Below are 20,474 nucleotides of genomic sequence, written 5' to 3' on the forward strand. Positions count from 1 at the left end.
TGAAGGTTTTTTTATAGAAAAAATTTCTAAAATTTTATTTCTAGCTTTCTGGAGTTGGTGGAGGTGTTGAAGTATCAGCACTTTCATCCGAACTAGAAGAAGCATTTTGAGCCAATCCTAATTTTGCTTTTAATTCTAAAAGAGAAGCAGAAGATGAAGCTGCCGAACCTGTTCCTAATGCTTTTGCCACATCGTCATCAACAGATGTATTCATAGACGCAATTTCGCCATACGACTCTGCCAGTGCTTCTTCTTGTGATACTTTCTCTTTCATACGCTCAAGCATAGAAACCGTACCACTAGAATCAATTTGAGACATTTGTTTGTTGATTTTCTTTGTAGCCGAACTCACTTTCGAACGAGCCTTCAAGGTACGAAGTTCGTTTTCATACGTTCCTACTTTCGATTTAAGTGTCTGAATATTTTGATTCATTTTAGAAACGTGCTGCTCGTGAGTTGTCATTTCTTTACCCGTACGTTCAGCTTGTTGTTGTGCTTCTTCTTTCTTACGAAGCATTTCAGAAGCCAAACGGTCAGCTTCTGCTGGGTCTAGCTCTCCAGTTTGTGCTTTTTGAAGCAACAAAACTGCTTTCTGCTCATAGTTTTTAGACTGAGAAAGAAATTGTTGATGGTCACGCTTTGCACGAATAGCTAGTGCTTTTAGTTCTGCTAACCCTTGAAGACTTTCGTTAAGGTTTCCTTTCAAATCACGGATTCCTTGTTCGGTCATCTTGATTGGGTCTTCTAATTTATCTATTGCATTATGAGCCTCTGCTTTGCCCATGCTAAAAAGACGTTTGAATATAGACATATTTATATTTCTTTAAGGTTCTGTTTAATTTTTAAATTCTTGTTTATTACTATCAAAGGTTTATTAATAATAATAAATTGGTAATCATGCGAGGTAAATATTTTGCTAAGTAATTTAGAATCACTCAACTAGATGTAAATACAAGTTTTTGTTTTACCAAAAAGTTAAAAGTTTCATATTAGTTATGAATTAATATGCTTCTTTTACTGCACTTGCATCTGCTTTTGCGAACTCTAAAAGATGTTCTGAATATTCTGCCATCAATAATTTGAGTGAATTAATAGAACCTTCAAGTTCGTTTAGGTCTAAGTTTTCGATTTGAAGTGTATCTCTAAAGAGTAATTTTTTACCTGTTTCGTCTAATGAAAAAGCCCCATGTACGATTTCTCTATTTTTTTGGAGCAAACGAGTAAGCGTTTTTTCGTCGACGTGTTTGAGTTCTAAGATATACTGCTCAATAATTAGAATAGGATCTTCACAATCGACTACTAAATTACGAATGCCTTCTTCTTCGTCATTGATGATAAAAAGTTGTTCTTCAGCGTCTTCTGCTGTGATGTCGTAGCCGAGTTCTAGCAAGTAATCTTTTACAATCTGAAAGTGGTCTTTCATACAAGTTGATAGTTAAATTTGATTGAATGTTAAGTCTTTATAATGACTTTGTATAAGCCTTATGAAATAATCCTTTAAAATAAGATTTTTTTATCGAAAAAGTAGAATTAAATTAGAATTTTTCTAAAATTTTATTTTAAGTCGTTAGTGGAGACACCAAAAATGGCTTATCTATTCTGTATGTACGAAAAATAGGTGCTTTATGTTTTTAGTTTTTTCATACAAGGATTTTAGTCTATATCAATGCTATTTTCTACTTCTACTATTTTTTCTCGTTTAGGTTTATCTTTTGAGGATTTTAGAATCTTGATTTTTATTTCTCTTTTTTCTTCACTCTCAAAATCGCCTTCTGAAAGCTCATTTTCAAGTTGTTCTGTTGTAAAGAAGTTTTCCCTTAAAATATTTACATAGCCATCTTTTACAAAAAATGTTTTTTGCTGATTATCAAAATAAGGAAAGTTACCCATTGGATGAAATTCAGTAACTATTTTATCATTCAGAAAAATCCACTTATCATAACCATGAAAAATTATATTTTCCTTATAATAAACACAAAAATCTGAATATCCTTCTCTCCTATCGTTACAACCAATATAATCATTATCAAAAGATATTATTTCAGGAGAAGGAACAATATATTTCAAACTATCTTTATTATAACTTGCTATCAAATACGTAGTATCCTCTTTGTTGTAACTTTCTACTCTTATAATTTTTTCGTCTTGATAAACATATTTATTTCTACTTCCTTCTTCATAATTTACTTGAATTAACTTTCCCTCTTCAAAAATCAAATATAAACTTTTTTGATATAGATGAAGCGTATCACTCCCACTTTCCAAAAGCAAAGAATAAGGATAATCACTTCCATAAATAATTACCTTAGCTTTTTCATTCGCAGACATTTTAGAATAGTCTTGAGAGAAAGCATTTTGAGAGAAAAATATAAGCAGAAAGAATAATAAGTAGGTTGGTTTCATAGTTTTATTTTATTGAAGACAAAACTTTGACAGACCTTTCAGAAGGCTGTCCATAGTTGAATATGTAAACTATTGTCAGAGTTATTTTGGTTACAAAAAAACTACTAACAAAGTTTTAACACTACCTAAAGTTTCACAATCGGATACGGATAATTTCCACCTAAAGAAACCTCATATTTTTCCAGTTCTTTGGGTGTCAGTTTGTAAAGTGTATGAACCAAATTATTCGGAACATCAGAAAGCTGTGGCAACCAATATTTTACAAAATCGCCATTATTGTCGTAATCTCTAGCCTGTTTGATGATATTAAAATAACGATTTTCTCGTGGGTCGTTTCCTACACCTGCAACATATGCCCAGTTTGCCCAGTTGCTCGTAACATCATAATCTATCAGTTTTGTTTCAAAATAAGAAGCTCCCCAACGCCAATCTAGTTTTAAATCTTTGACTAAAAAAGAAGCTACATTTTGCCTTCCACGATTAGACATAAAACCCGTTTCATTTAGCTCTTTCATATTTGAATCAATAAACGGAATTCCTGTTTTGGCTGTTTTCCATTTATTAAATAACTTTTTATTCTGCTCGTTTTGAAAATGCTTTTCCAAACTTTCTCTATTCTTTCCATAAATTCGCTCCAAATTTTCATCATCTTTCATTCCTTCCAAAAGAAAAATCTTGTTTCCATATTTGGCTGCAATAAATTTAAAGTACTCTCTCCACAAGAGTTCAAATTTTAGCCAGTAGGTTGATTTATTACTCTTTACTTCGTTTTCATAACGCTCTACTTCATGCCAAATTATTTTTGGAGAAATAGAACCGTTTGCCAACCACGCCGAAAATTTGGAAGAATAATCTCCTCCCAAAAGTCCATTACGTGTTTCTTTGTAGGTTTGAAGTAAATTAGATTCAAATGTATAATAATTCAGACGCTGTAAAGCTGCCGTTTCTCCCCCTTCAAATTTCAAAACTGCTTTTGGGTTGTGTAACGACTTTATTTCTGATTCTGAAAAACCAAAATCTTTTAACGTGGGAGTTTCTGTCGATTCTAATTGATTCAGAAACTCATTTTTATTTGATTGTTTTAATTCCTCTAGTTCTTTAGAAATAGAAATAGGCTCTGAAACAGTTGATTCTTTTTCTACTTTCTTTCTAAAATGTGTAAAAATATTTGGTAAATCATTCAATGCAAAAGGCAAATCTTCAAAATTATAAAGCGTTTGTTGGAATGTTAAATCTAAACTGATATTTGATTTTGATAACTCTTTATTTACTTTGTTTTTTAAATTTATTTCCTCAAAAGTTATTTCTTTTGAACTAAAAACAGTTTCTACTTCTAGCTTTTGAGCTAAGTTTGATAAAATATCTTCTGTCTTTCCTTTATAGATAAATAAATCTGAATTATAGCTTTTAAGCTGCTTTTTGAGGTCTTGAATAGATTCTAACAGAAAATTAGTTCTAAAAACTCCTGTTTTTGGCAAGTCTAATTCTGTTTTTTCAAAATTAGTTTCCTCGAAAATATAAACTATAATTACATTATTGCCTGTATCAAATGCTTTTTTTAAAACTGGATTATCTTTTAATCGTAAATCATTGCGAAGCCAAACTAATGTATTTTTCATGTTTTTATTGGTGGTATCTTTTTTATAATTAGAGCTTAATTAATAGTTTTCATTGTATTTTGATTTGAAAATAACCAAATATCCTAATATTTTTTCAACTCGCTTTAAAAGCTTTTCATTGTAGAGTTTAATAACCTCCTAACTTGATATAAGTTCATAACTACTTTTTTTCTAAACTTTAGAAAAAAAATTAAAAATTTATTTCAAACTATCTTTCTGAAAGTCAATTATTTAGTGGCTTGTGAATATATTTTGTTCATTTTTATTGAAAAATTTTTCAAATAGTATTTGGATATTAAGAAAAAGAACGTACCTTTGCATCGCACTAAGGGAAACAAATAGAGCAAAAACAGAAATCATTTTTAATTTTTGAACTAAAACATTCTCAAAAGTGTAATTGATATAAGAATCAATTTTATAAATACGGTGATGTAGCTCAGCTGGTAGAGCGTCGGACTGAAAATCCGTGTGTCGGTGGTTCGAGCCCACTCATCACCACCGTAGCGTATTTTAACTAATACCAAAAGACCCAAATTAAGTAATAACTTTTTTTGGGTTTTTTTTGTTGTCTTAGATTACTAACTATGAAGTTATTTAAGAATACTCATTTTTCCTTAGAACTGGGTTTGCAAACCCAATTCTAAGGAAAAATAACACAGCCTTTTTTGGTGTTTTAGCGTAGCGACACCAACAAATATATCTACAAAGCCCATTCTTAAACAACTTTTATCAGTAGAAATTAATTTATCACTAATCATTAATCACTCTTTATGTCTGATTTCAATTCTTACCTTCCTTCTGACTTACCTGTTCCAGCTTTTCATGGTTTACTTTTGGGCGCAATTTCGCCTCGTCCGATTGCTTTTGCCAGTACGATAGATACAGATGGAAATGTTAATTTATCTCCTTTTAGTTTTTTCAATGTTTTTGGAGCAAACCCTCCGACCCTCATTTTCTCACCTGCTAGAAGGGTAAGAGACAATACCACAAAGCATACTTTAGAAAATGTAAAAGAGATAGGAGAAGTTGTTATTAATATGGTTTCATATTCGATGGTAGAGCAAATGTCGCTTTCAAGTACAGAATATGATAAGGGAGTAAATGAATTTATGAAAGCAGGTTTTACGCCTATTGCTTCGCACAAAGTTACTCCTCCTCGGGTATTGGAATCTCCAGCACAATTTGAATGTGAGGTAACGCAGATTATAGAAACAGGACAAGAAGGAGGCGCAGGAAATTTGATTATCTGTGAAGTAAAGATGATGCATATCAATAAGGCTGTTTTGGACAAAGAAGGCAAAATAGACCCACATCTTATAGATTTGGTAGCTCGTATGGGAGGAAATTATTATGCTAGAGCAAGTGGAGATGCTGTTTTTGAAGTTGCCAAACCATTATCGACAAAAGGAATTGGTGTTGATGCGCTTCCTTATAGAATTAAAAGTAGTAAGTATTTGTCAGGAAATACGTTAGGAAAGCTCGGAAATGTAGAAAAACAGCCAACCATTGAAGAAATTGAAGCTGTAGAGTTTAAGGATTTCACAGAAGAAGAAAAAGAAATGGTTAGAAGCTCATTTCCAAATGAAGAAGCACAACACAAAACAGCAGAAAAATATGCTCAAAAAAATGAAATAATGAAAGCATGGAGAGTTCTTTTAGAACCTGTTCATTCTTAAAAAAACAAAGCCCATGAGTAAATTCGTGGGCAATTTTTAATCTACTTTCAAAATATCTCTAATCTCAAGTTGTAAATAGCTCTTATCTCTAAACTTATTTTCGGTTATTAAAAAGGCAATATCATATCTATTTTTGGTATTTATCTGATTAAAAAAATGAGCTTTTCCGAATGAAATAGCTGAAAAAAGAGAAGTTCCCTGCCTTACCTGTACTTTAAGATGAGTTTCTTTTATGATTTTGGGAGAAAAAAGCTGCACATTACGAGCAACAAAAACAGGACGCATATTTTGAGGACCAAAAGGAGACATTTGTTTGATAATAGAAAACATTTTTTGACTAATCTGTGAAAAATCAACCTCCATATCTACACGAATAGGAGGAACAAGTTGTTCTTTTTCTAAAGAATCAGTAACTGTATTTTCAAAACGTTCTTGAAATTTTCTTACGTTTTCGATAGGCATAGACATTCCAGAAGCAAATTTATGTCCTCCAAACTGTGTTAGCAAATCCGAACAATTCTCAACAGCTTCATAAATATCAAAATCAGAAATCGAACGAGCAGAACCGACAGCCAACTCTCCACTTTCAGATTCAGAATTTGTCAAAACCACCGTTGGGCGATAGGTTTTTTCCACACATTTTGCTGCTGCAACTCCTACCAAGCCTTTATGCCAATTTTTACTAAAAAGAACATTTGTTTTACGTTCAGGATTTGATTTTTTTAGAATTTCATCAATTTCAAACATCATTTTATTTCCCATATCACGACGTTCATCGTTTTTTTGATTGAGTATTCTAGCTAATTTATTTGCTTCACTTTCCGAAGAAGCCAAAAGTAAATTTAATGAATGATAGGCAGTATCAATTCTTCCTGCTGCATTCAGACGAGGCGCAACCGAAAAAACAATATCACGAACTCCTATTTTTCGTCCATAACCATTGATCAAATTCAAGAGTGCTTTTACACCAGGAAGTGGGTCAATATTTATTTTTTCTAACCCAAAATAACTCAAGATTCTATTTTCTCCCACCATTGGAACTAAATCAGCAGCAATGCTCAAAGCTACCAAATCCAAATAATAATGCAGATTTCGTTCGGAAGTTCCTGTTCTGATACAAAATCCTTGCAGAAATTTGTAACCAATAGCACACGCAGAAAGCTCTTTAAATGGATAATCACAACCTTTTTGTTTTGGATTGAGCATCGCAAAACTGACAGGCAATTCTTCATCTGGTAAATGATGGTCGCATACTACAAAATCAATTCCCCAGTCTTTTGCTTTCTGAATCTCTTCGTTTGCTTTTACTCCACAATCCAAACAAATGATAAGTTTTATCTCTTCTTTTTTGGCAAAATCTAATCCCTCTTTCGTAATTCCATAGCCTTCTGTATTTCGATTTGGAATATAAAATTGAAGTTTTTTCTCCTCTATTTCGTCTGCACTATCTATATAAATCTTTTTCAAAAAGCCATAAACAATAGCCACAGAAGTAACTCCATCAACATCATAATCTCCATAAACTAATATCCTCTCTTTATTCTCTATTGCTTTTTTTAGTCTATTTATCGCCGTATCCATTCCTTTCATCAAAAAAGGAGAATGCAAATGAGAAAGAGAAGGGCGAAAAAATGACTTTGCACTTTCAAAATCATTTACACCACGCTGTAATAGTAATGTTGCTGGAATGCTACTAACATTGACTTGCTTCGATAGGTTTGAGATTTTTTCATCAGAAGGTAAGGATTCGAAAAGCCAACGTTTGGGTTGCATATAAGAAGACGTAGAATGAAAACAAAAAATAGGTTTAATCAAAGATAGTTTTTACTTGATTAAACCTACTAAATAAAACTCATAGAATCAATGTTTTGAATAATTTGATTTACTCAAAATCAACTTCTCTAACATTTTTATTTGTACGTAGTCTTTCTACTTGATTTCTCAAATTATTCCGAAGCATATCGCCCTTTCGTATTCCAGACAGAGAAATAGCAGGATTACTTCTATCTGAAGAAGTTATTTCGATGACCGAGAGTCCTACTAGTCGTTGCAAAAAAGGTTCTACTAAGCGAATATCTTTTACTCTATATAATTCTATTTCGTCAGTTGTGCGTGTCAAAATTCCTTTTTTTATGATAAGTCGTTCGCTAGTGAGCGTATAAATAATGAAACGAGTATCAAAGATTTTAAAGAAAACAATTCCGAAGGGAATAACTATACTCGCTGACAAGAGTACCCAAAAGAACATATCTAATTTTGGATTCTCAACTCCTTTTGTCCATAAAAGAATAATTAAAGTAGGAAGAATAATTCCCAAAACTCCCCAAATAATAACTTTTCCAAGATGCAAAAGCCAAGAGGGCGAACCACTCCAAAGAGTTTGTTCAGCGTTCAAATTATTTATATTATCTAATGGATTTGTTGTATTCATTTCAAAAAAGGCTTTAAATTAATAGAATTATAGCTCACAATGAAGCAAGATAAGATAGAATGAAATATATTTGTATTCAGATTACTAGCTAGATTATAGTCTCAGCACAAAAATAAGAATATTTAAAAGATTAATCTCTTTCAAAAACAGTATTTAGATATACGTTTAAAACATATAAAAAGATGGGCAGAAAAAAAATGGAGCGTTTTGAAGAAAATTTAGAACGTTATAATGTATTACAAATGGAAGATGAAAGCTATACAAAGCTAAAAGGAAACTGGAATAAAATACATTTTCCAACACCTCAACCTATTGTTTTAGAACTTGCTTGTGGATATGGCGAATATAGTGTGGGTTTGGGCAAAGTCTATCCAAACAAAAATTTTGTTGGTGTTGATGTAAAAGGAGATAGATTGTGGCGAGGAAGTACGGATGCTTTAGCAAATAATTCTTTTAATGTTGCTTTTTTACGTGCTGAAATACAAAAACTAGATGAGTTTTTTGAAGAAGACGAAGTAAGTGAAATTTGGGTAATTCATCCAGACCCACGCCCAAGAAAGAGAGATAGAAAACGCCGTCTGACAAACTCTCGCTTTTTGGATATGTATCAAAAAATATTAAAAAAAGGAGGAACTGTTCATATCAAAACCGATGATGACCCACTTTATGATTATACGTTGGAAGAAGTATCAAAATACAACATCAAAAATCTACTCGTAACTAGAGATTTACACAATTCGCCTCTTTACCCTGAGCATCACGGCATACGTACACGTTATGAAAACAGAGCGCAAAAACAGGGCTTGAACATCAATTATTTGAAATTTGAATTTGAGTAAAGAAATGAATTTTACTAAATCAAACATATTTTACTCTTTTAATTCATAAACTAAAGAATCTTTTGTAGTATATTTTTGAGATAGCAGGGGAATACGCTCAAAAAGAGGAGGAAGTTGTTTCTCTTTATCAATAATAAATTGAGGCTTATCTTTTTCGATTTGATTGTAGAATAATAGAAGTGCTTGATAGTTATCCAACTCTTCAATCCTATTTTGTGTCAGTTTCCAATCTAAATAGGGTGTAACAGGTTTGTTATTGATATAATAACTATGGTTTTCTCCAAAAACCCAGATTTTTTCATTTTTCAAATCAAAGTCAGAGGGCTGTTGTATAATAGCTTCTGTATAATCTAATGGATAAAAAATAGTGGTACGAGTAGCCCAAAGTTGCAAACCAATTCCACCCAAAACAGATATAAAAAGAAGCTCGGCAATCCACCTTCTTTGGATAGAAAATAAATAATACGTTCCAAAAAAAGCAAGGGGAGGTAAGAAAAAAGCAAACTGAAAAGGAAGCCAATATTTACATAAAAGCAGACTAAAAACAGAAGCAATAAGCCAAAAAACCATCATCTGACGGCAATAAGATTGATAATTAGTAAGGCTACGACCAGAAAACATATTCAAGATAGCCAATACTAAAAATAAAGTTGGAAAAGCTAAAATGATAATAAAATCTTGAACAGACAGGTAAAACTTGGGTGCAAGAGAAACTGAATTTAGATATTGAACGACAAAATCAATTAGACTATCATTCCAAAAGAAATATAAAGAAAGAAGTAGGATAGGAAATGCAAAACCAAACAAAACAAGCAAATGCTGACGGAACGAAGTAGAACGAAAAACACCCAATCCAACACTGACCCAAAAAAGAAAAATACTAGAAGGTAAATGAAAAAGAGTGGCTATTCCCACATAAAAACCAATTGTAAAAAGAGTTTGGTCGTGTGTGTTTTCTGTAAGCGTAAATATTTCACGAACCACTAAGAGCAAAAAAGTAAGTGACAAAAGTACAGGAGAGACATTGAGATAATCAAAGCTAATCGAACCAAAAAACACATACAACATAGCAGGAACATAGCCTCTATCTAGTAAAAAATCTCTTCTTACAAGCAATGTATTAAAAATAATGGCCTGTAAAAATAAAAGTCCTGTCCCAATAATTGCATATCCAAAAGTAGAACGACCAAAAAGTATATCCAAACCTGCATAAAACCAAGCCGAAAAGGGCGCAATACCTGCAAATACCTCTTTATAAATAGTATTTCCTTCGGCAATGCGCTCACCTACCAACATAAAATCCAACATTGGACTCAATAATGGAATATCAGCAAAAAAGGTATTCAAAAGCAAAGGCAAACGAAGCACTAACAAAAAAAGAAGTACCGTCAGAAGGCGAAAAGGATCGTAAGTACGAAAAAATTGAAGCACGGATTAGGGATTGGAAAATGGGAATTGGGAATTGGGAATCAAGTCTAGGAATTTGCACTTTATTTCTAAAATCTTATTTCTACCTTCTAAGTTTATTTTATGCTTCTCCTACTGTTCCACCAAAATTCAGAGGAAACTGATTTGCCTCTTCTTGAACTGCAATCTTGCCAACATTGGCTTCAAACTTATCAACACTATCTTTCAAAACGTGCAACAAACGTTTGGCGTGGTCGGGTGTAAGAATAATTCTTGACTGAACTTTAGCTTTTGGCGCACCTGGTACAAGCCTTACAAAATCTAAGAAAAATTCGCTTTGAGAGTGTGCTATCATAACCAAATTGGCATACGTTCCCTCTGCCATTTCTTCTGTTAGTTCTATATTTATTTGTTGTTCTTGGTTATTTTTATTTGTTGGGTTATCCATAATTTTTGAGTTTATAGGTTAATTTTATCTGAACTTTGATTACAATAAATCAAAGTAAATCTAAATCATTTTTTTGATAAAAATACTACTAAATATATCTAAATCAAAAGGCGATAAAAAAGTTAGTCATAAATAAGAGAAGAAAAGAGTTTAGCAAAGCATCAATAAAAAATAAAAACAAAGTACATACTCACAAAAAAATCCAATTTTTAGACTGAAAATTTAATTATTTATAGAAACATTATAGTATATTGCAGTATTAAATTTTGAAAGCTACTTATTTATTTCTATTTTTACAGGGTAAAATACTATTTATTACTTCAAGAATTGGTTTAAAATTACTTTGTAATAAGGCAGTTTTAACACAATTTTATATGTCGCTATTCAAATTATCTTTTTTATATACCTACGTTTAGTTTTATCACTTAATTAAACCTTTTTTTACAAACTACCTCTGCTTATGTTAATGGAAGATTATAATAAAATTATCGAATCGCTTAGTATTCGATATGTCCGAGCCAAAAAAACGGTTGCTACAATTCCGATGCGTATCAAGCATTTTTATGATATTGATAATTCATTAATTTTCCTTCATAAAGGAATTATGCGTTTTGGAGCTAAAAATGAATTGGTAAAAGAGGGGGAAGTTCTTTTCTTACCAGCAGGTAATTATACAACCATTACGTTTGGAGAGGCTGAAAAATATGATATTATTTCTCCAGATGACCTGTTACAAAAAAATGCTGTTCATCTTCAAACCTACCACGACCAAGAGGGGGAAGCCATTTTTTCTCAAGTTGTTTTAGATGCTCGTGTTTTTGGTTCAGTAAGTTTTTTTACTTCACTTGACTTACCTCCCTTTAGGTTTAAGAAGGCAACAAAAATTAATGACTTGATTAAAGAGATTGTAGAAGAAGAAGAAGAAGAGCAAATAGGTAGCTCAAGAATGCTTGTCTTAAATACAGAAAAATTAGTCGTAGAGATGATTCGTTTTGTTTTGACAGAACGTTTGTTTGTTGAAAAATTAGCTACAAATAGCACCTACTTCAAAGACCCTCGTCTTATCCATTTATTTACATATATCAGAGAAAATTTAGATACAGACCTTTCAAACAAAATTTTGGCAAGTATTGCTAATGTATCAGAGGATTATGTTGGTCAATACTTCAAACTCTTGACAGGAATAAATCCTCAAGATTATATCGAATATCAACGTATGGATAAAGCTGTTGAGCTTCTTCGTACTTCTAAAAAGAGTGTTCGCAGTATTGGTGTTGAAGTGGGCTACAAAGATACAGCTTACTTTTGTCGTCGTTTCAAAATGATGTTTGGTATTCCTGCTGGTAAAATGCGTAAGCGTGATTCTCTATTGAATGTACAGCAACAAGAGCAGCAGCAAGAAGTTTCTTAAAAAAAAACCATAAGTTTTATCAGTCAAAACCAAGTAAAGTGTCACTAATTTTACTTGGTTTTTTGTTTTATAATCTTGAAGCTAGTTTTATTTCTTTAACAAAGTAGCATCATCAAACGCTCAATCTACTCTTAAGTAACTTCCCTTTTTATAAATCGTTCTACAAAATAGATAATAGAAATTTTTTTAGTCTAATTTTATGTTAATTTTGTTATGATTTTTTTTTATTGTTTATTTAAGATAGAACAATCATTAACCCTAAAAACCTTTGAATTATGTTTACATCAAGTTTTAATAATGTAGTGCTTTGTACTGCACTCTTTTTTAGTGTTCTTTTTATCTCTTCGTGTGATAAAGGACCTAGTGAAAATGAGAAAAAATTAGCTATGGAAGTAGAAGACCTACGACGTGCTAGAGAAAAAGACAGTTTGTATCAAGCTGATTTACAACAAGAAATGAATGTTATTTATGTGCGTTTGGATTCTATGCGCCAAGTAGAAGACAAAATTCGTCGTCTAACTTCAGATATGCGTGGTGGTGATATTGACCCATCAACAGGTGGAATGAGCATTGACCAAGGAATGGAACAAATTGAGCGTCAGATGCAAGCCAACAGAGCTAAAGTAGCAGAATTAGAACGCAAACTAAAAGAATCTGGACAGCAAAACTCTGCTCTTGCAAATACAGTAGCGATGTTGAAACGTTCTATTGAAGATAAAGATGCTGAAATTACACAAATGAGAGGACGAATTGCAGAATTAGAAACAGAAGTAACAGGTTGGAAATCTCGCTATTCTGGCAAAATTGATGAGCTTGATTCTACTAATGTAGTCTTGGAAGACACTCGTACGATGGCAAATACAGCATATTACGTAGTAGGTACAGAAAAAGAACTCAAGGATAAAGATATTATTATCAATGATAAAAAAGGTTTTGAGCCAGACGGACGTACCAAAAGTAAGTTTACAGCCATTGATATTCGTACTACAAGCTCTATCGTAATAGGAAGTACAAGTGATGTAAAAGCTAAAAAAGTAAAATTAGTACCTTCTCGTCCTTCAGGTTCTTTCAAAATTGAAGAAAGAGGTGGAAATGTATATCTAGAGATTACTAATTCTGAAAAATTTTGGGAAACTAAATATTTGGCTATTCTTTCTAAGACAAGTTTCTTCTAACGAAATTATGAATTGTGAATTATGAATTGTGAAAGAATAAAGTTCACAATTCATAATTCACAGTTCACAATTCAATACTTATGTTTTCCTACATTCCAGCCATCACTTTTTAGATACTGCTCTCCTGATTCTACTGCTGGACTTTCCATTTCTGTTCCCATAGAATCATTCCAACGATTGAGATAACCAAAAAGAGCAACTACACCCAACATCTCTACAATTTCGCCTTCCTTCCAATATTTTCTCAAGTTTTCAGCTACCTCATCAGTTACAGCATTCGGAATTTGCGAACTTGCCAAAGCAAAATCTAAGGCTGCTCTTTCAGCTTCTGAAAAGGCTTCATGCGTTCTATAACTCCAAATATTTTCTAGTTGTTTTTGTTCTGCACCATATCTTTCAGCTGCACGAATCGTATGCGCCTGACAATATCGGCAACCTGCTGCATGACTACTAATATAACCAATAAGCCGTTTTAAAGCACTCGTAACTCTGCCTTGATTTTCCATTACAGCTTTATTCATTTCTATAAAAGCATAGGCAATTCGTGGTCTTATGTGCATTGTCTTGACACTATTGGGGCAAAAACCTAATGTTTCTTCATAAAATTCGATGAGTTCTTGAAGTTGTGAATCACCTTCTGAAGACTTTGGATGAACTAAGGGTTGTTTCATTTTAAAATTGTTTTGAGAATTATATTTTGATAAATTGAGTTCCAATATAACCAAAAACACTTTTAAAAAACCATAGTTTTAGTCTATTTTTAACACAAATAAAGATGCAGAAATATATTTCTATTTTGAGAGGAATAAATGTAGGAGGGAAGCGAAAAATTCTGATGAAAGATTTGAAAGTGTTATATCAAAATTTGGGGTTTGAGCATGTTGAAACCTATATTCAGAGTGGAAATGTAATCTTTAATTCAAGTTTGGACAAAAATAAAATTTCTACACAAATCGAAAAAGCTATTTTTGAGAAATATAATTTTGAAGTTCCCGTAATTATCCGAACGAAAGAAGAATTAATCAATATTCGGTCTTCAAATCCATTTATTGAATCAGAAAGTAAAAAACAAGAAATCATTAACAGCCTTCATCTGACTTTTTTGGAGGAAATCCCAACTATTCAAAATATAGAAAAAGCAAAGGAAATTGAATCAAAAACAGATGATAAATTTGAGATTGTGGGAAATACTATCTTTGTTTTTTGTGAAGGGAAATATCATACTTCAAAACTGACAAATAACTTCTTTGAGAAAAAATTAAAAACAAAAGCTACGACAAGAAACTGGAAAACAATAGAGAAATTAACTGAATTAATGATTAGTGATAAATTGTAAGTGGACTCAAATACAAAATCAATCCTAGCAAATGTAAAAGCTCAAAATTGTACTACGCCAGATGCTACGCTAGAAGAAATGCAGCAACTGCCGTGGTTTGCCAACCCAGATTATTTACCCTCTTTTATGGATAGCTTACGCAGAGTGAGTAATATCCGTACTTCTAGGATAGAAAATGATATTATTTGGCGTATTCCTATCCGTTTTTGGATTCTGACACAAGGCATCTAGCCTTATTTTTTTGTCTATATTATAATAAATTCAATAAATTTTATCATAAAATTATTTTCATATAGAATAAAACTCTACATTTGCATCTTATTTTATTTACATATCTTAATAAACAATTATTCATCAAATGAAAAAAATACAATTATTAGCTTTCTGGATGGCTATTCTATTTATATCTAGTTGTAGTATAAACTGCGATGAAGAAATAGGAACATATGGAAACGAAGAAAAACGGCAAAACTTCAAAGTTATATATGAAAAAGAACCTGATAACTGGCAACCTATTATTGGGTTATTTGGCAGATATCCAGCAGATAGCATTCAACTCTACGATGAAAATTACGAGCCTGTAGAAAGCTTTGGTAAAAGTGTAACTGGAGATTGTAATTTTGTATATGTAGATATAGACACACCCAAAGAAGAAGATATAATCAGAACTTACTATTTATATCTCTCTTACCTAGATACAGATACCATACGTCACGAATATAGAGTAAATAAGAACACTTGTAAGTATTTACTTGATTATGGACGTTTTTTTTATAACAATCAATTAATTACATCAACAACTAAAGATACTGGAATTTCTTATGCATCAATTAATAAAAACTAAAATCATCATTATATTTTTAATGATTTTGTCCTATTCTTTTGCAAATGCTCAAGAATGCGACACACCAGACATACTTCCCCAAGAAGCAATGAATTATCCATGGTTTGGGAATCCAGAATATCTACCTTCTTTTATGGATAGCCCCCTGCCCTTTCTCGGCTTCTAAATAGCCGTTGCTTGGTTCTGCCAAGTAACCTATATGTATTCGGCTTCCAGCCGTGAATTTGTATTTTAATTCATAACTTAAACCAAAGGCTACTAAGCCTTATTTTTTTGTCTACATTCAAATTTTATATTCATAGAATAAAAACATACATCTAAACTTATCAAAATTACCATTTGGAAATTATGTCTTGAAAGTGGTAATAAAAGAAGAGGTGTTTTTTACGCATCTTATTAAAGAATAAATTCAGAGTGATAATTTTAGAACAACAAAAAAGCACAGAATATAAGTTCTGTGCTTTTTTTATTGGCTTTATACTAAATTGAAAGTGATTTGGATACAAGGTTTTTCAAAAATACAGAAAAACAGTAACTTACCTCAAATTTAGAAACTCATTTAGCTTAAACAAGCTAAAATCAACTAACCTTTATTGAAAATGAATTCAGTTCAATTAAAATCAAAAATTACCTATTACGGACTTTTGGCAGCCTTTTGTACAGGCGTGGTATTCTTACCTGCTTGTGGCGATAAAAAACCAACAGATAATACAAACACAGAAGTAAAAGCAGATTCTGTTGTAACAACTACCGAAAAAGAAGAAATTCCTCCTTATGACGGCGAACGTTTTGCTGATATAAAAATCTTGCGCTACGAAGTAAAAGGCTTTGATGAGTTACCTCTTTCTCAAAAGAAACTTCTCTACTATTTGTCAGAAGCTGGGCGTAGTGGACGTGATATTACGTATGACCAAAACTATAAACACAATCTTTTGGTCAGAAAAACACTAGAAAATATCTACAAAACCTACAACGGAGATAAATCTGGCGAAGAGTGGCAACAATTCGAAACCTATTTGAAAAGAGTTTGGTTTTCGAATGGCATTCATCATCATTATTCAGAAAAGAAAATAATGCCTGAATTTTCGTATGATTATTTCGAAAACTTACTCGTTAATTCTGATAAGAATGGTTTTCCTATGATTGAAGATACAAATGAAGGAGAAGATATAAAAGCATTTTTAGCAAAACTAAATCCTGTTATTTTTGATGCTGATGTTGATGGGAAGAAAGTAAACAAAACGAAAGGACAAGATTTAGTCAAAACTTCGGCAGCTAATTTCTATGAAAACCTTTCTCAAAAAGAAGTAGAAAGTTTTTATAAAAGTTTTGCTAACCCGAATGATGAAACGCCTATTTCGTACGGTCTGAACTCTCAACTGATAAAAGGAACTGCTCCTGACAATATTCTTGTGGGACTTCAAAAAGACGGTGTTTATGAATACAAATATGGCATCGGAAATGCTGAAAAACGAGGGCAATACGCAGCAGCATTAGAAAAAATGGTCTATTGGCTAGAAAAAGCAGCTACCGTAGCCGAATCAGCTAATCAAAAGAAAGTAATTGATTTGCTTGTTCAGTATTACAAAACAGGCGATTTAAAGACGTTTGATGAAATGTCGATAGCTTGGGTAGGAACGACTGATACAAATGTTGATTTTATCAATGGGTTTATTGAAGTCTATGGCGACCCACTTGGCTACCGTGCAAACTACGAATCTGTAATTTTTATGGATGATAAAGAGGCTTCAAAACGTATGGCTGTTTTGTCAGAAAATGCACAGTATTTTGAAGATAATTCTTCCATTATGGACGAACATAAAAAGAAAGAAGTAAAAGGAGTTACATATAGAATCATTACAGTTGTCAATGAAGCTGGTGATGCTGCCCCTTCTACGCCTATCGGAATCAACTTACCAAATGCAAACTGGATTAGGAAGCAGTATGGTTCGAAGTCTGTTTCTTTGGGAAATATCGAAGATGCCTATAATCACGCTTCAGGAGGAAAAACAACTGCCGAATTTTATCCAACCGAAGAGTTACAAAACCGTCAGAAAGAATATGGAGATGTAGGTGGAAAAATGCACACAGCACTTCACGAAGTAATCGGACACGCTTCTGGGCAAATCAATAAAGGAGTAGGAACACCAAAAGAAACACTCAAAAATTACTCTTCGACCTTAGAAGAAGCTCGTGCTGATTTGGTGGCTTTGTATTACCTTTTAGATCCAAAATTAGTAGATTTAGGTCTTTTGCCTTCCGTAGAAGCTGGAAAAGCAGAATATGATTCTTATATTATGAATGGAATGATGTTACAACTTCGCCGTCTGGATGAAGGTGCAGATATTGAAGAAGACCACATGCGTAACCGTCAATTAGTTGCAAAATGGGCGTATGAAAAAGGACAAGCCGAAAACGTAATTGAGAAAAAAATAATCGATGGAAAAACCTATTTCTTAGTTAATGATTATGACAAATTACGTGTTATTTTTGGTGAGCTTTTGAGAGAAATTCAGCGTTTGAAGTCAGAAGGAGATTATGCAGCAGCCGAAAAATTAGTGGAAGGCTATGGCGTAAAAGTAGATGCAGAAATGCTCAAGGAAGTAAAAGAACGCTATGCTCAATTTGACCTTGCTCCGTATTCTGGGTTTTTGCAGCCTGTTCTTGAACCAGTAATGGAGGGCGATGAAATCAAAGATGTAAAAATTCGTTATGCGACTTCTTTTGTAGAGCAGATGATGAATTTTAGTGAGAATTATAGCTTTTTGAAGCCTTAAAAATGATTTTAACACTTTAGCGTGAGATTTTATATTCCAATAAAAATCAAAAATGCCTATTTAATTTAGTTTGAATAGGCATTTTTTTTAATAAAGATTTAACAAATGAAACCTATTTTATTAGATACCGACACACTCTCCTTTTTTTTGAGAAATGAAAAAATGAGCGAGAGAAAGGTAACCCAAAAAGTAAACGATTATCTCAAAGAGCATCAAAAAATCAATATCAGCATCATTACCTATTATGAGCTTTTGAATGGTCTTTATTATGGAGACACAGAGGAAAGAACACAAGAAATTGAGCTATTTCTGAATCATCATACTATTTTGCCTCTTAGTAAAGAAATTGCTAGAAAAGCAGCAGGAATTTATACAAAACTAAAAAAGGAAGGAAACAGTATTGCCCACAACGATATTCTGATTGCTGCAACAGCAATTGTAGAAAATCTTGTTCTTGTTACAAATAATGAAAAACACTTTTATAGAATAGAAGAGCTGAAAACAGAAAATTGGACAAAGTAGAAACTGGAAAATAGGTGATAGGAACTGGGAATGAGAAATTATATTTTCCGTAATCCGTAATTCTTGCTACGCTTTCTTTACAAATTCAGATTTTAGAGCCATACTTCCAAAACCATTAATTTTGCAGTCGATATTATGGTCGCCATCTGTGATTCTGATGTTTTTGACTTTCGTACCTGCTTTTATCGGTTTGGGTGCGCCTTTTACAGGCAAATCTTTTACAATCACAACATCATCACCATCTTGCAACGGATTTCCATTTGCATCTTTTACTGTTTCTTCTTGGCTCTCTTCTTTTTTTATTTCATTCGGATTCCATTCAAAAGCACATTCGGGGCAATTATAAACTTCTTCACTTACGGCATATCCATACGGACAAGCACAACTAGGGCATTTTTGCATTGTTTGAGTTTTTTAGAATTTCAATAGACTTTATTTAGCTCAAATTTACGAGATTTTTTATTCTTATATCTTATCCTTCAAAGTATCTACATATTTATTTGGTTATACTGATTTCTATATTTAATAAGACCGAACACACCATACAAAGCAAGACCAAACCCTATCAAATAGCCTACCCACTTATATTTTATATCTTTTTTTGACTCTTTGTTCAAATTATCTAAAGCAAGATACTTCTTATTATTCGCTTGGATTCTGTAAACATTAATAACCTTGTAGTTTATATATTTGTCCCAAAACTCTAATGACTTTGTTTTAGTAAATTTTTTAAGGTATTCATCGTTTAGTATTCCCAAAGTTATGACATCCCCTTTCTTTAAACCTGTCTCCACTTTTGAGGAAGTGGCTGCGATAGATGCAACAGAAAAACTGAATTTAGGATACTCTTGTAGTAATATTTTAATGGATTCATTACCATTAGCATCAGAGTCTATTTCAATATCTTCAACTAATGTTCCCTTTATGTTTGTAATCTGTTCATTCAAAATAGGCTCACCTGTCCAGTTTGTCATTACTACATAACATAGTCCTAAACCTATTATCATCATTAAAGCACCTCCAATGAGATGTACATATGCAGTAAATTTCTTTTGTGGATTATCCACTACTCTTTTTTGAGCTTCGCTATCATCTTTCGCATTTTGAGTGAGAATATGCTTGAATTGCTCATAGTTAGACATTTGAGTAGTGAGAAAGCATTTTTTTGTTTTTGTATAAATTGTGAGTACAAAAACTCTATCTTTATCATCTTCCTGATTCTGTTCTAATTCTGCATAACGAACAATATCCTCTAACAGAATTATCTTCTTTGAATAACCAAAAATAGATTTGACCACTAATTTTTCATTGTCCAGTTCTAACTCTTCTAATGATAAAATAGGAACTACAATACAAAGGACACCCATTATTGCAAAAAAGCCTCCCAAAACTATGCTTGGTATATCTGCATATTCTGATGCTAAAGAAAATGAAAATATATAGTAGCCAATGGAAAGAAAACCAATACCTCCTAGTATCAAAAAGCCAAATACCAATAAAATTTCTGTCCAACTATTCTCTTCTTTAGATTTTATTATCTGATTTGTATTCATAAATATTAGGAAATTATAATAAAAAAAACATCA

At 32.3% G+C, this 20,474-nt stretch carries 20 protein-coding genes and 1 tRNA gene; 10 read left to right on the top strand and 11 right to left on the bottom strand.

Features of this window, described 5'->3' with window-relative positions; all coding sequences use genetic code 11:
- Positions 1 to 40: 40 nt before the first annotated feature.
- The 4 genes from WAF17_RS09810 to WAF17_RS09825 form a co-directional block, all read right to left on the bottom strand.
- Complete coding sequence (locus tag WAF17_RS09810) at positions 41 to 811, bottom strand: PspA/IM30 family protein (protein WP_338769422.1); 771 nt, start codon at positions 809 to 811, stop codon at positions 41 to 43.
- A gap of 189 nt (positions 812 to 1,000) precedes the next feature.
- A complete protein-coding gene (locus WAF17_RS09815) occupies positions 1,001 to 1,423 on the bottom strand; it encodes a molecular chaperone Tir (protein WP_338769424.1) in 423 nt (140 codons plus the stop codon).
- Between the two features lie 230 nt (positions 1,424 to 1,653).
- Entirely contained in the window at positions 1,654 to 2,403 is a 750-nt protein-coding gene (locus WAF17_RS09820) for a hypothetical protein (RefSeq protein WP_338769427.1), read from the bottom strand.
- A gap of 125 nt (positions 2,404 to 2,528) precedes the next feature.
- Positions 2,529 to 4,022 carry a DASH family cryptochrome gene (locus tag WAF17_RS09825; RefSeq protein WP_338769430.1) on the bottom strand — a complete coding sequence of 498 codons (1,494 nt, stop codon included), beginning with the start codon at positions 4,020 to 4,022 and terminating at the stop codon, positions 2,529 to 2,531.
- A 425-nt stretch (positions 4,023 to 4,447) separates the two neighbouring features.
- On the opposite strand from WAF17_RS09825, the gene WAF17_RS09830 reads away from it, so the two are divergent.
- Together WAF17_RS09830 and WAF17_RS09835 are read left to right on the top strand one after the other, a co-directional pair.
- A tRNA-Phe gene (locus WAF17_RS09830) sits at positions 4,448 to 4,520 on the top strand.
- 272 nt (positions 4,521 to 4,792) lie between these two features.
- Positions 4,793 to 5,698: a flavin reductase family protein gene (locus tag WAF17_RS09835; RefSeq protein WP_338769433.1), complete on the top strand. Its 906-nt coding sequence runs from the start codon at positions 4,793 to 4,795 to the stop codon at positions 5,696 to 5,698.
- A gap of 36 nt (positions 5,699 to 5,734) precedes the next feature.
- Here WAF17_RS09835 and recJ read toward each other — a convergent pair whose 3' ends face one another.
- Positions 5,735 to 7,513 (bottom strand): single-stranded-DNA-specific exonuclease RecJ, encoded by a 1,779-nt coding sequence (recJ, locus tag WAF17_RS09840; RefSeq protein WP_338769436.1) that lies wholly within the window; start codon positions 7,511 to 7,513, stop codon positions 5,735 to 5,737.
- A gap of 67 nt (positions 7,514 to 7,580) precedes the next feature.
- Positions 7,581 to 8,129, bottom strand: a complete 549-nt coding sequence (locus tag WAF17_RS09845) for a PH domain-containing protein (RefSeq protein WP_338769438.1) — start codon at positions 8,127 to 8,129, stop codon at positions 7,581 to 7,583.
- 182 nt (positions 8,130 to 8,311) lie between these two features.
- Between WAF17_RS09845 and trmB the strand changes: the two genes are divergently transcribed.
- Complete coding sequence (gene trmB / locus WAF17_RS09850) at positions 8,312 to 8,968, top strand: tRNA (guanosine(46)-N7)-methyltransferase TrmB (protein WP_338769440.1); 657 nt, start codon at positions 8,312 to 8,314, stop codon at positions 8,966 to 8,968.
- Positions 8,969 to 8,998: 30 nt separating this feature from the next.
- On the opposite strand, the gene WAF17_RS09855 is transcribed toward trmB, so the two are convergent.
- Positions 8,999 to 10,399 (bottom strand): hypothetical protein, encoded by a 1,401-nt coding sequence (locus tag WAF17_RS09855; RefSeq protein ID WP_338769443.1) that lies wholly within the window; start codon positions 10,397 to 10,399, stop codon positions 8,999 to 9,001.
- A gap of 97 nt (positions 10,400 to 10,496) precedes the next feature.
- The gene (locus WAF17_RS09860; RefSeq protein WP_338769445.1) at positions 10,497 to 10,823 is read right to left on the bottom strand and encodes a DUF3467 domain-containing protein; all 327 of its coding nucleotides are present in this window, start codon (positions 10,821 to 10,823) and stop codon (positions 10,497 to 10,499) included.
- Between the two features lie 466 nt (positions 10,824 to 11,289).
- Between WAF17_RS09860 and WAF17_RS09865 the strand changes: the two genes are divergently transcribed.
- Both WAF17_RS09865 and WAF17_RS09870 read left to right on the top strand, forming a co-directional pair.
- On the top strand, positions 11,290 to 12,234 hold the full coding sequence (locus WAF17_RS09865) for an AraC family transcriptional regulator (RefSeq protein WP_338770175.1): 945 nt from the start codon (positions 11,290 to 11,292) through the stop codon (positions 12,232 to 12,234).
- A gap of 275 nt (positions 12,235 to 12,509) precedes the next feature.
- Complete coding sequence (locus WAF17_RS09870; RefSeq protein WP_338769448.1) at positions 12,510 to 13,409, top strand: hypothetical protein; 900 nt, start codon at positions 12,510 to 12,512, stop codon at positions 13,407 to 13,409.
- A 71-nt stretch (positions 13,410 to 13,480) separates the two neighbouring features.
- Here the strand turns inward: WAF17_RS09870 and WAF17_RS09875 are convergent, their stop codons facing one another.
- Positions 13,481 to 14,080, bottom strand: coding sequence for a carboxymuconolactone decarboxylase family protein (locus WAF17_RS09875; RefSeq protein ID WP_338769450.1), 600 nt, complete (start codon positions 14,078 to 14,080; stop codon positions 13,481 to 13,483).
- A gap of 104 nt (positions 14,081 to 14,184) precedes the next feature.
- Between WAF17_RS09875 and WAF17_RS09880 the strand changes: the two genes are divergently transcribed.
- From WAF17_RS09880 to WAF17_RS09900, 5 genes are all read left to right on the top strand, one after another.
- Positions 14,185 to 14,745 (top strand): DUF1697 domain-containing protein, encoded by a 561-nt coding sequence (locus tag WAF17_RS09880; RefSeq protein ID WP_338769453.1) that lies wholly within the window; start codon positions 14,185 to 14,187, stop codon positions 14,743 to 14,745.
- Positions 14,746 to 14,976, top strand: coding sequence for a hypothetical protein (locus tag WAF17_RS09885; protein ID WP_338769455.1), 231 nt, complete (start codon positions 14,746 to 14,748; stop codon positions 14,974 to 14,976).
- A 157-nt stretch (positions 14,977 to 15,133) separates the two neighbouring features.
- A complete protein-coding gene (locus WAF17_RS09890; protein ID WP_338769457.1) occupies positions 15,134 to 15,589 on the top strand; it encodes a hypothetical protein in 456 nt (151 codons plus the stop codon).
- 599 nt (positions 15,590 to 16,188) lie between these two features.
- Positions 16,189 to 18,366 carry a dihydrofolate reductase gene (locus WAF17_RS09895; RefSeq protein ID WP_338769460.1) on the top strand — a complete coding sequence of 726 codons (2,178 nt, stop codon included), beginning with the start codon at positions 16,189 to 16,191 and terminating at the stop codon, positions 18,364 to 18,366.
- A 105-nt stretch (positions 18,367 to 18,471) separates the two neighbouring features.
- Positions 18,472 to 18,888: a type II toxin-antitoxin system VapC family toxin gene (locus WAF17_RS09900; RefSeq protein WP_338769463.1), complete on the top strand. Its 417-nt coding sequence runs from the start codon at positions 18,472 to 18,474 to the stop codon at positions 18,886 to 18,888.
- 66 nt (positions 18,889 to 18,954) lie between these two features.
- Here the strand turns inward: WAF17_RS09900 and WAF17_RS09905 are convergent, their stop codons facing one another.
- Complete coding sequence (locus WAF17_RS09905) at positions 18,955 to 19,290, bottom strand: zinc ribbon domain-containing protein YjdM (protein ID WP_338769466.1); 336 nt, start codon at positions 19,288 to 19,290, stop codon at positions 18,955 to 18,957.
- Between the two features lie 86 nt (positions 19,291 to 19,376).
- A complete protein-coding gene (locus WAF17_RS09910) occupies positions 19,377 to 20,441 on the bottom strand; it encodes a hypothetical protein (protein ID WP_338769469.1) in 1,065 nt (354 codons plus the stop codon).
- Between the last annotated feature and the right edge of the window lie 33 nt (positions 20,442 to 20,474).

Origin of the sequence: Bernardetia sp. ABR2-2B (genome assembly GCF_037126435.1) — a bacterium.
Taxonomy (GTDB): Bacteria; Bacteroidota; Bacteroidia; order Cytophagales; family Bernardetiaceae; genus Bernardetia.

What these genes read in the sequence shown, in the direction of transcription:
- WAF17_RS09810 (WP_338769422.1), bottom strand. Translation starts at nt 811, where the DNA reads ATGTCTATATTCAAACGTCTTTTTAGCATGGGCAAAGCAGAGGCTCAT.
- WAF17_RS09815 (WP_338769424.1), bottom strand. Translation starts at nt 1,423, where the DNA reads ATGAAAGACCACTTTCAGATTGTAAAAGATTACTTGCTAGAACTCGGC.
- WAF17_RS09820 (WP_338769427.1), bottom strand. Translation starts at nt 2,403, where the DNA reads ATGAAACCAACCTACTTATTATTCTTTCTGCTTATATTTTTCTCTCAA.
- WAF17_RS09825 (WP_338769430.1), bottom strand. Translation starts at nt 4,022, where the DNA reads ATGAAAAATACATTAGTTTGGCTTCGCAATGATTTACGATTAAAAGAT.
- WAF17_RS09835 (WP_338769433.1), top strand. Translation starts at nt 4,793, where the DNA reads ATGTCTGATTTCAATTCTTACCTTCCTTCTGACTTACCTGTTCCAGCT.
- WAF17_RS09845 (WP_338769438.1), bottom strand. Translation starts at nt 8,129, where the DNA reads ATGAATACAACAAATCCATTAGATAATATAAATAATTTGAACGCTGAA.
- trmB (WP_338769440.1), top strand. Translation starts at nt 8,312, where the DNA reads ATGGGCAGAAAAAAAATGGAGCGTTTTGAAGAAAATTTAGAACGTTAT.
- WAF17_RS09860 (WP_338769445.1), bottom strand. Translation starts at nt 10,823, where the DNA reads ATGGATAACCCAACAAATAAAAATAACCAAGAACAACAAATAAATATA.
- WAF17_RS09865 (WP_338770175.1), top strand. Translation starts at nt 11,290, where the DNA reads ATGGAAGATTATAATAAAATTATCGAATCGCTTAGTATTCGATATGTC.
- WAF17_RS09870 (WP_338769448.1), top strand. Translation starts at nt 12,510, where the DNA reads ATGTTTACATCAAGTTTTAATAATGTAGTGCTTTGTACTGCACTCTTT.
- WAF17_RS09875 (WP_338769450.1), bottom strand. Translation starts at nt 14,080, where the DNA reads ATGAAACAACCCTTAGTTCATCCAAAGTCTTCAGAAGGTGATTCACAA.
- WAF17_RS09880 (WP_338769453.1), top strand. Translation starts at nt 14,185, where the DNA reads ATGCAGAAATATATTTCTATTTTGAGAGGAATAAATGTAGGAGGGAAG.
- WAF17_RS09890 (WP_338769457.1), top strand. Translation starts at nt 15,134, where the DNA reads ATGGCTATTCTATTTATATCTAGTTGTAGTATAAACTGCGATGAAGAA.
- WAF17_RS09895 (WP_338769460.1), top strand. Translation starts at nt 16,189, where the DNA reads ATGAATTCAGTTCAATTAAAATCAAAAATTACCTATTACGGACTTTTG.
- WAF17_RS09900 (WP_338769463.1), top strand. Translation starts at nt 18,472, where the DNA reads ATGAAACCTATTTTATTAGATACCGACACACTCTCCTTTTTTTTGAGA.
- WAF17_RS09905 (WP_338769466.1), bottom strand. Translation starts at nt 19,290, where the DNA reads ATGCAAAAATGCCCTAGTTGTGCTTGTCCGTATGGATATGCCGTAAGT.
- WAF17_RS09910 (WP_338769469.1), bottom strand. Translation starts at nt 20,441, where the DNA reads ATGAATACAAATCAGATAATAAAATCTAAAGAAGAGAATAGTTGGACA.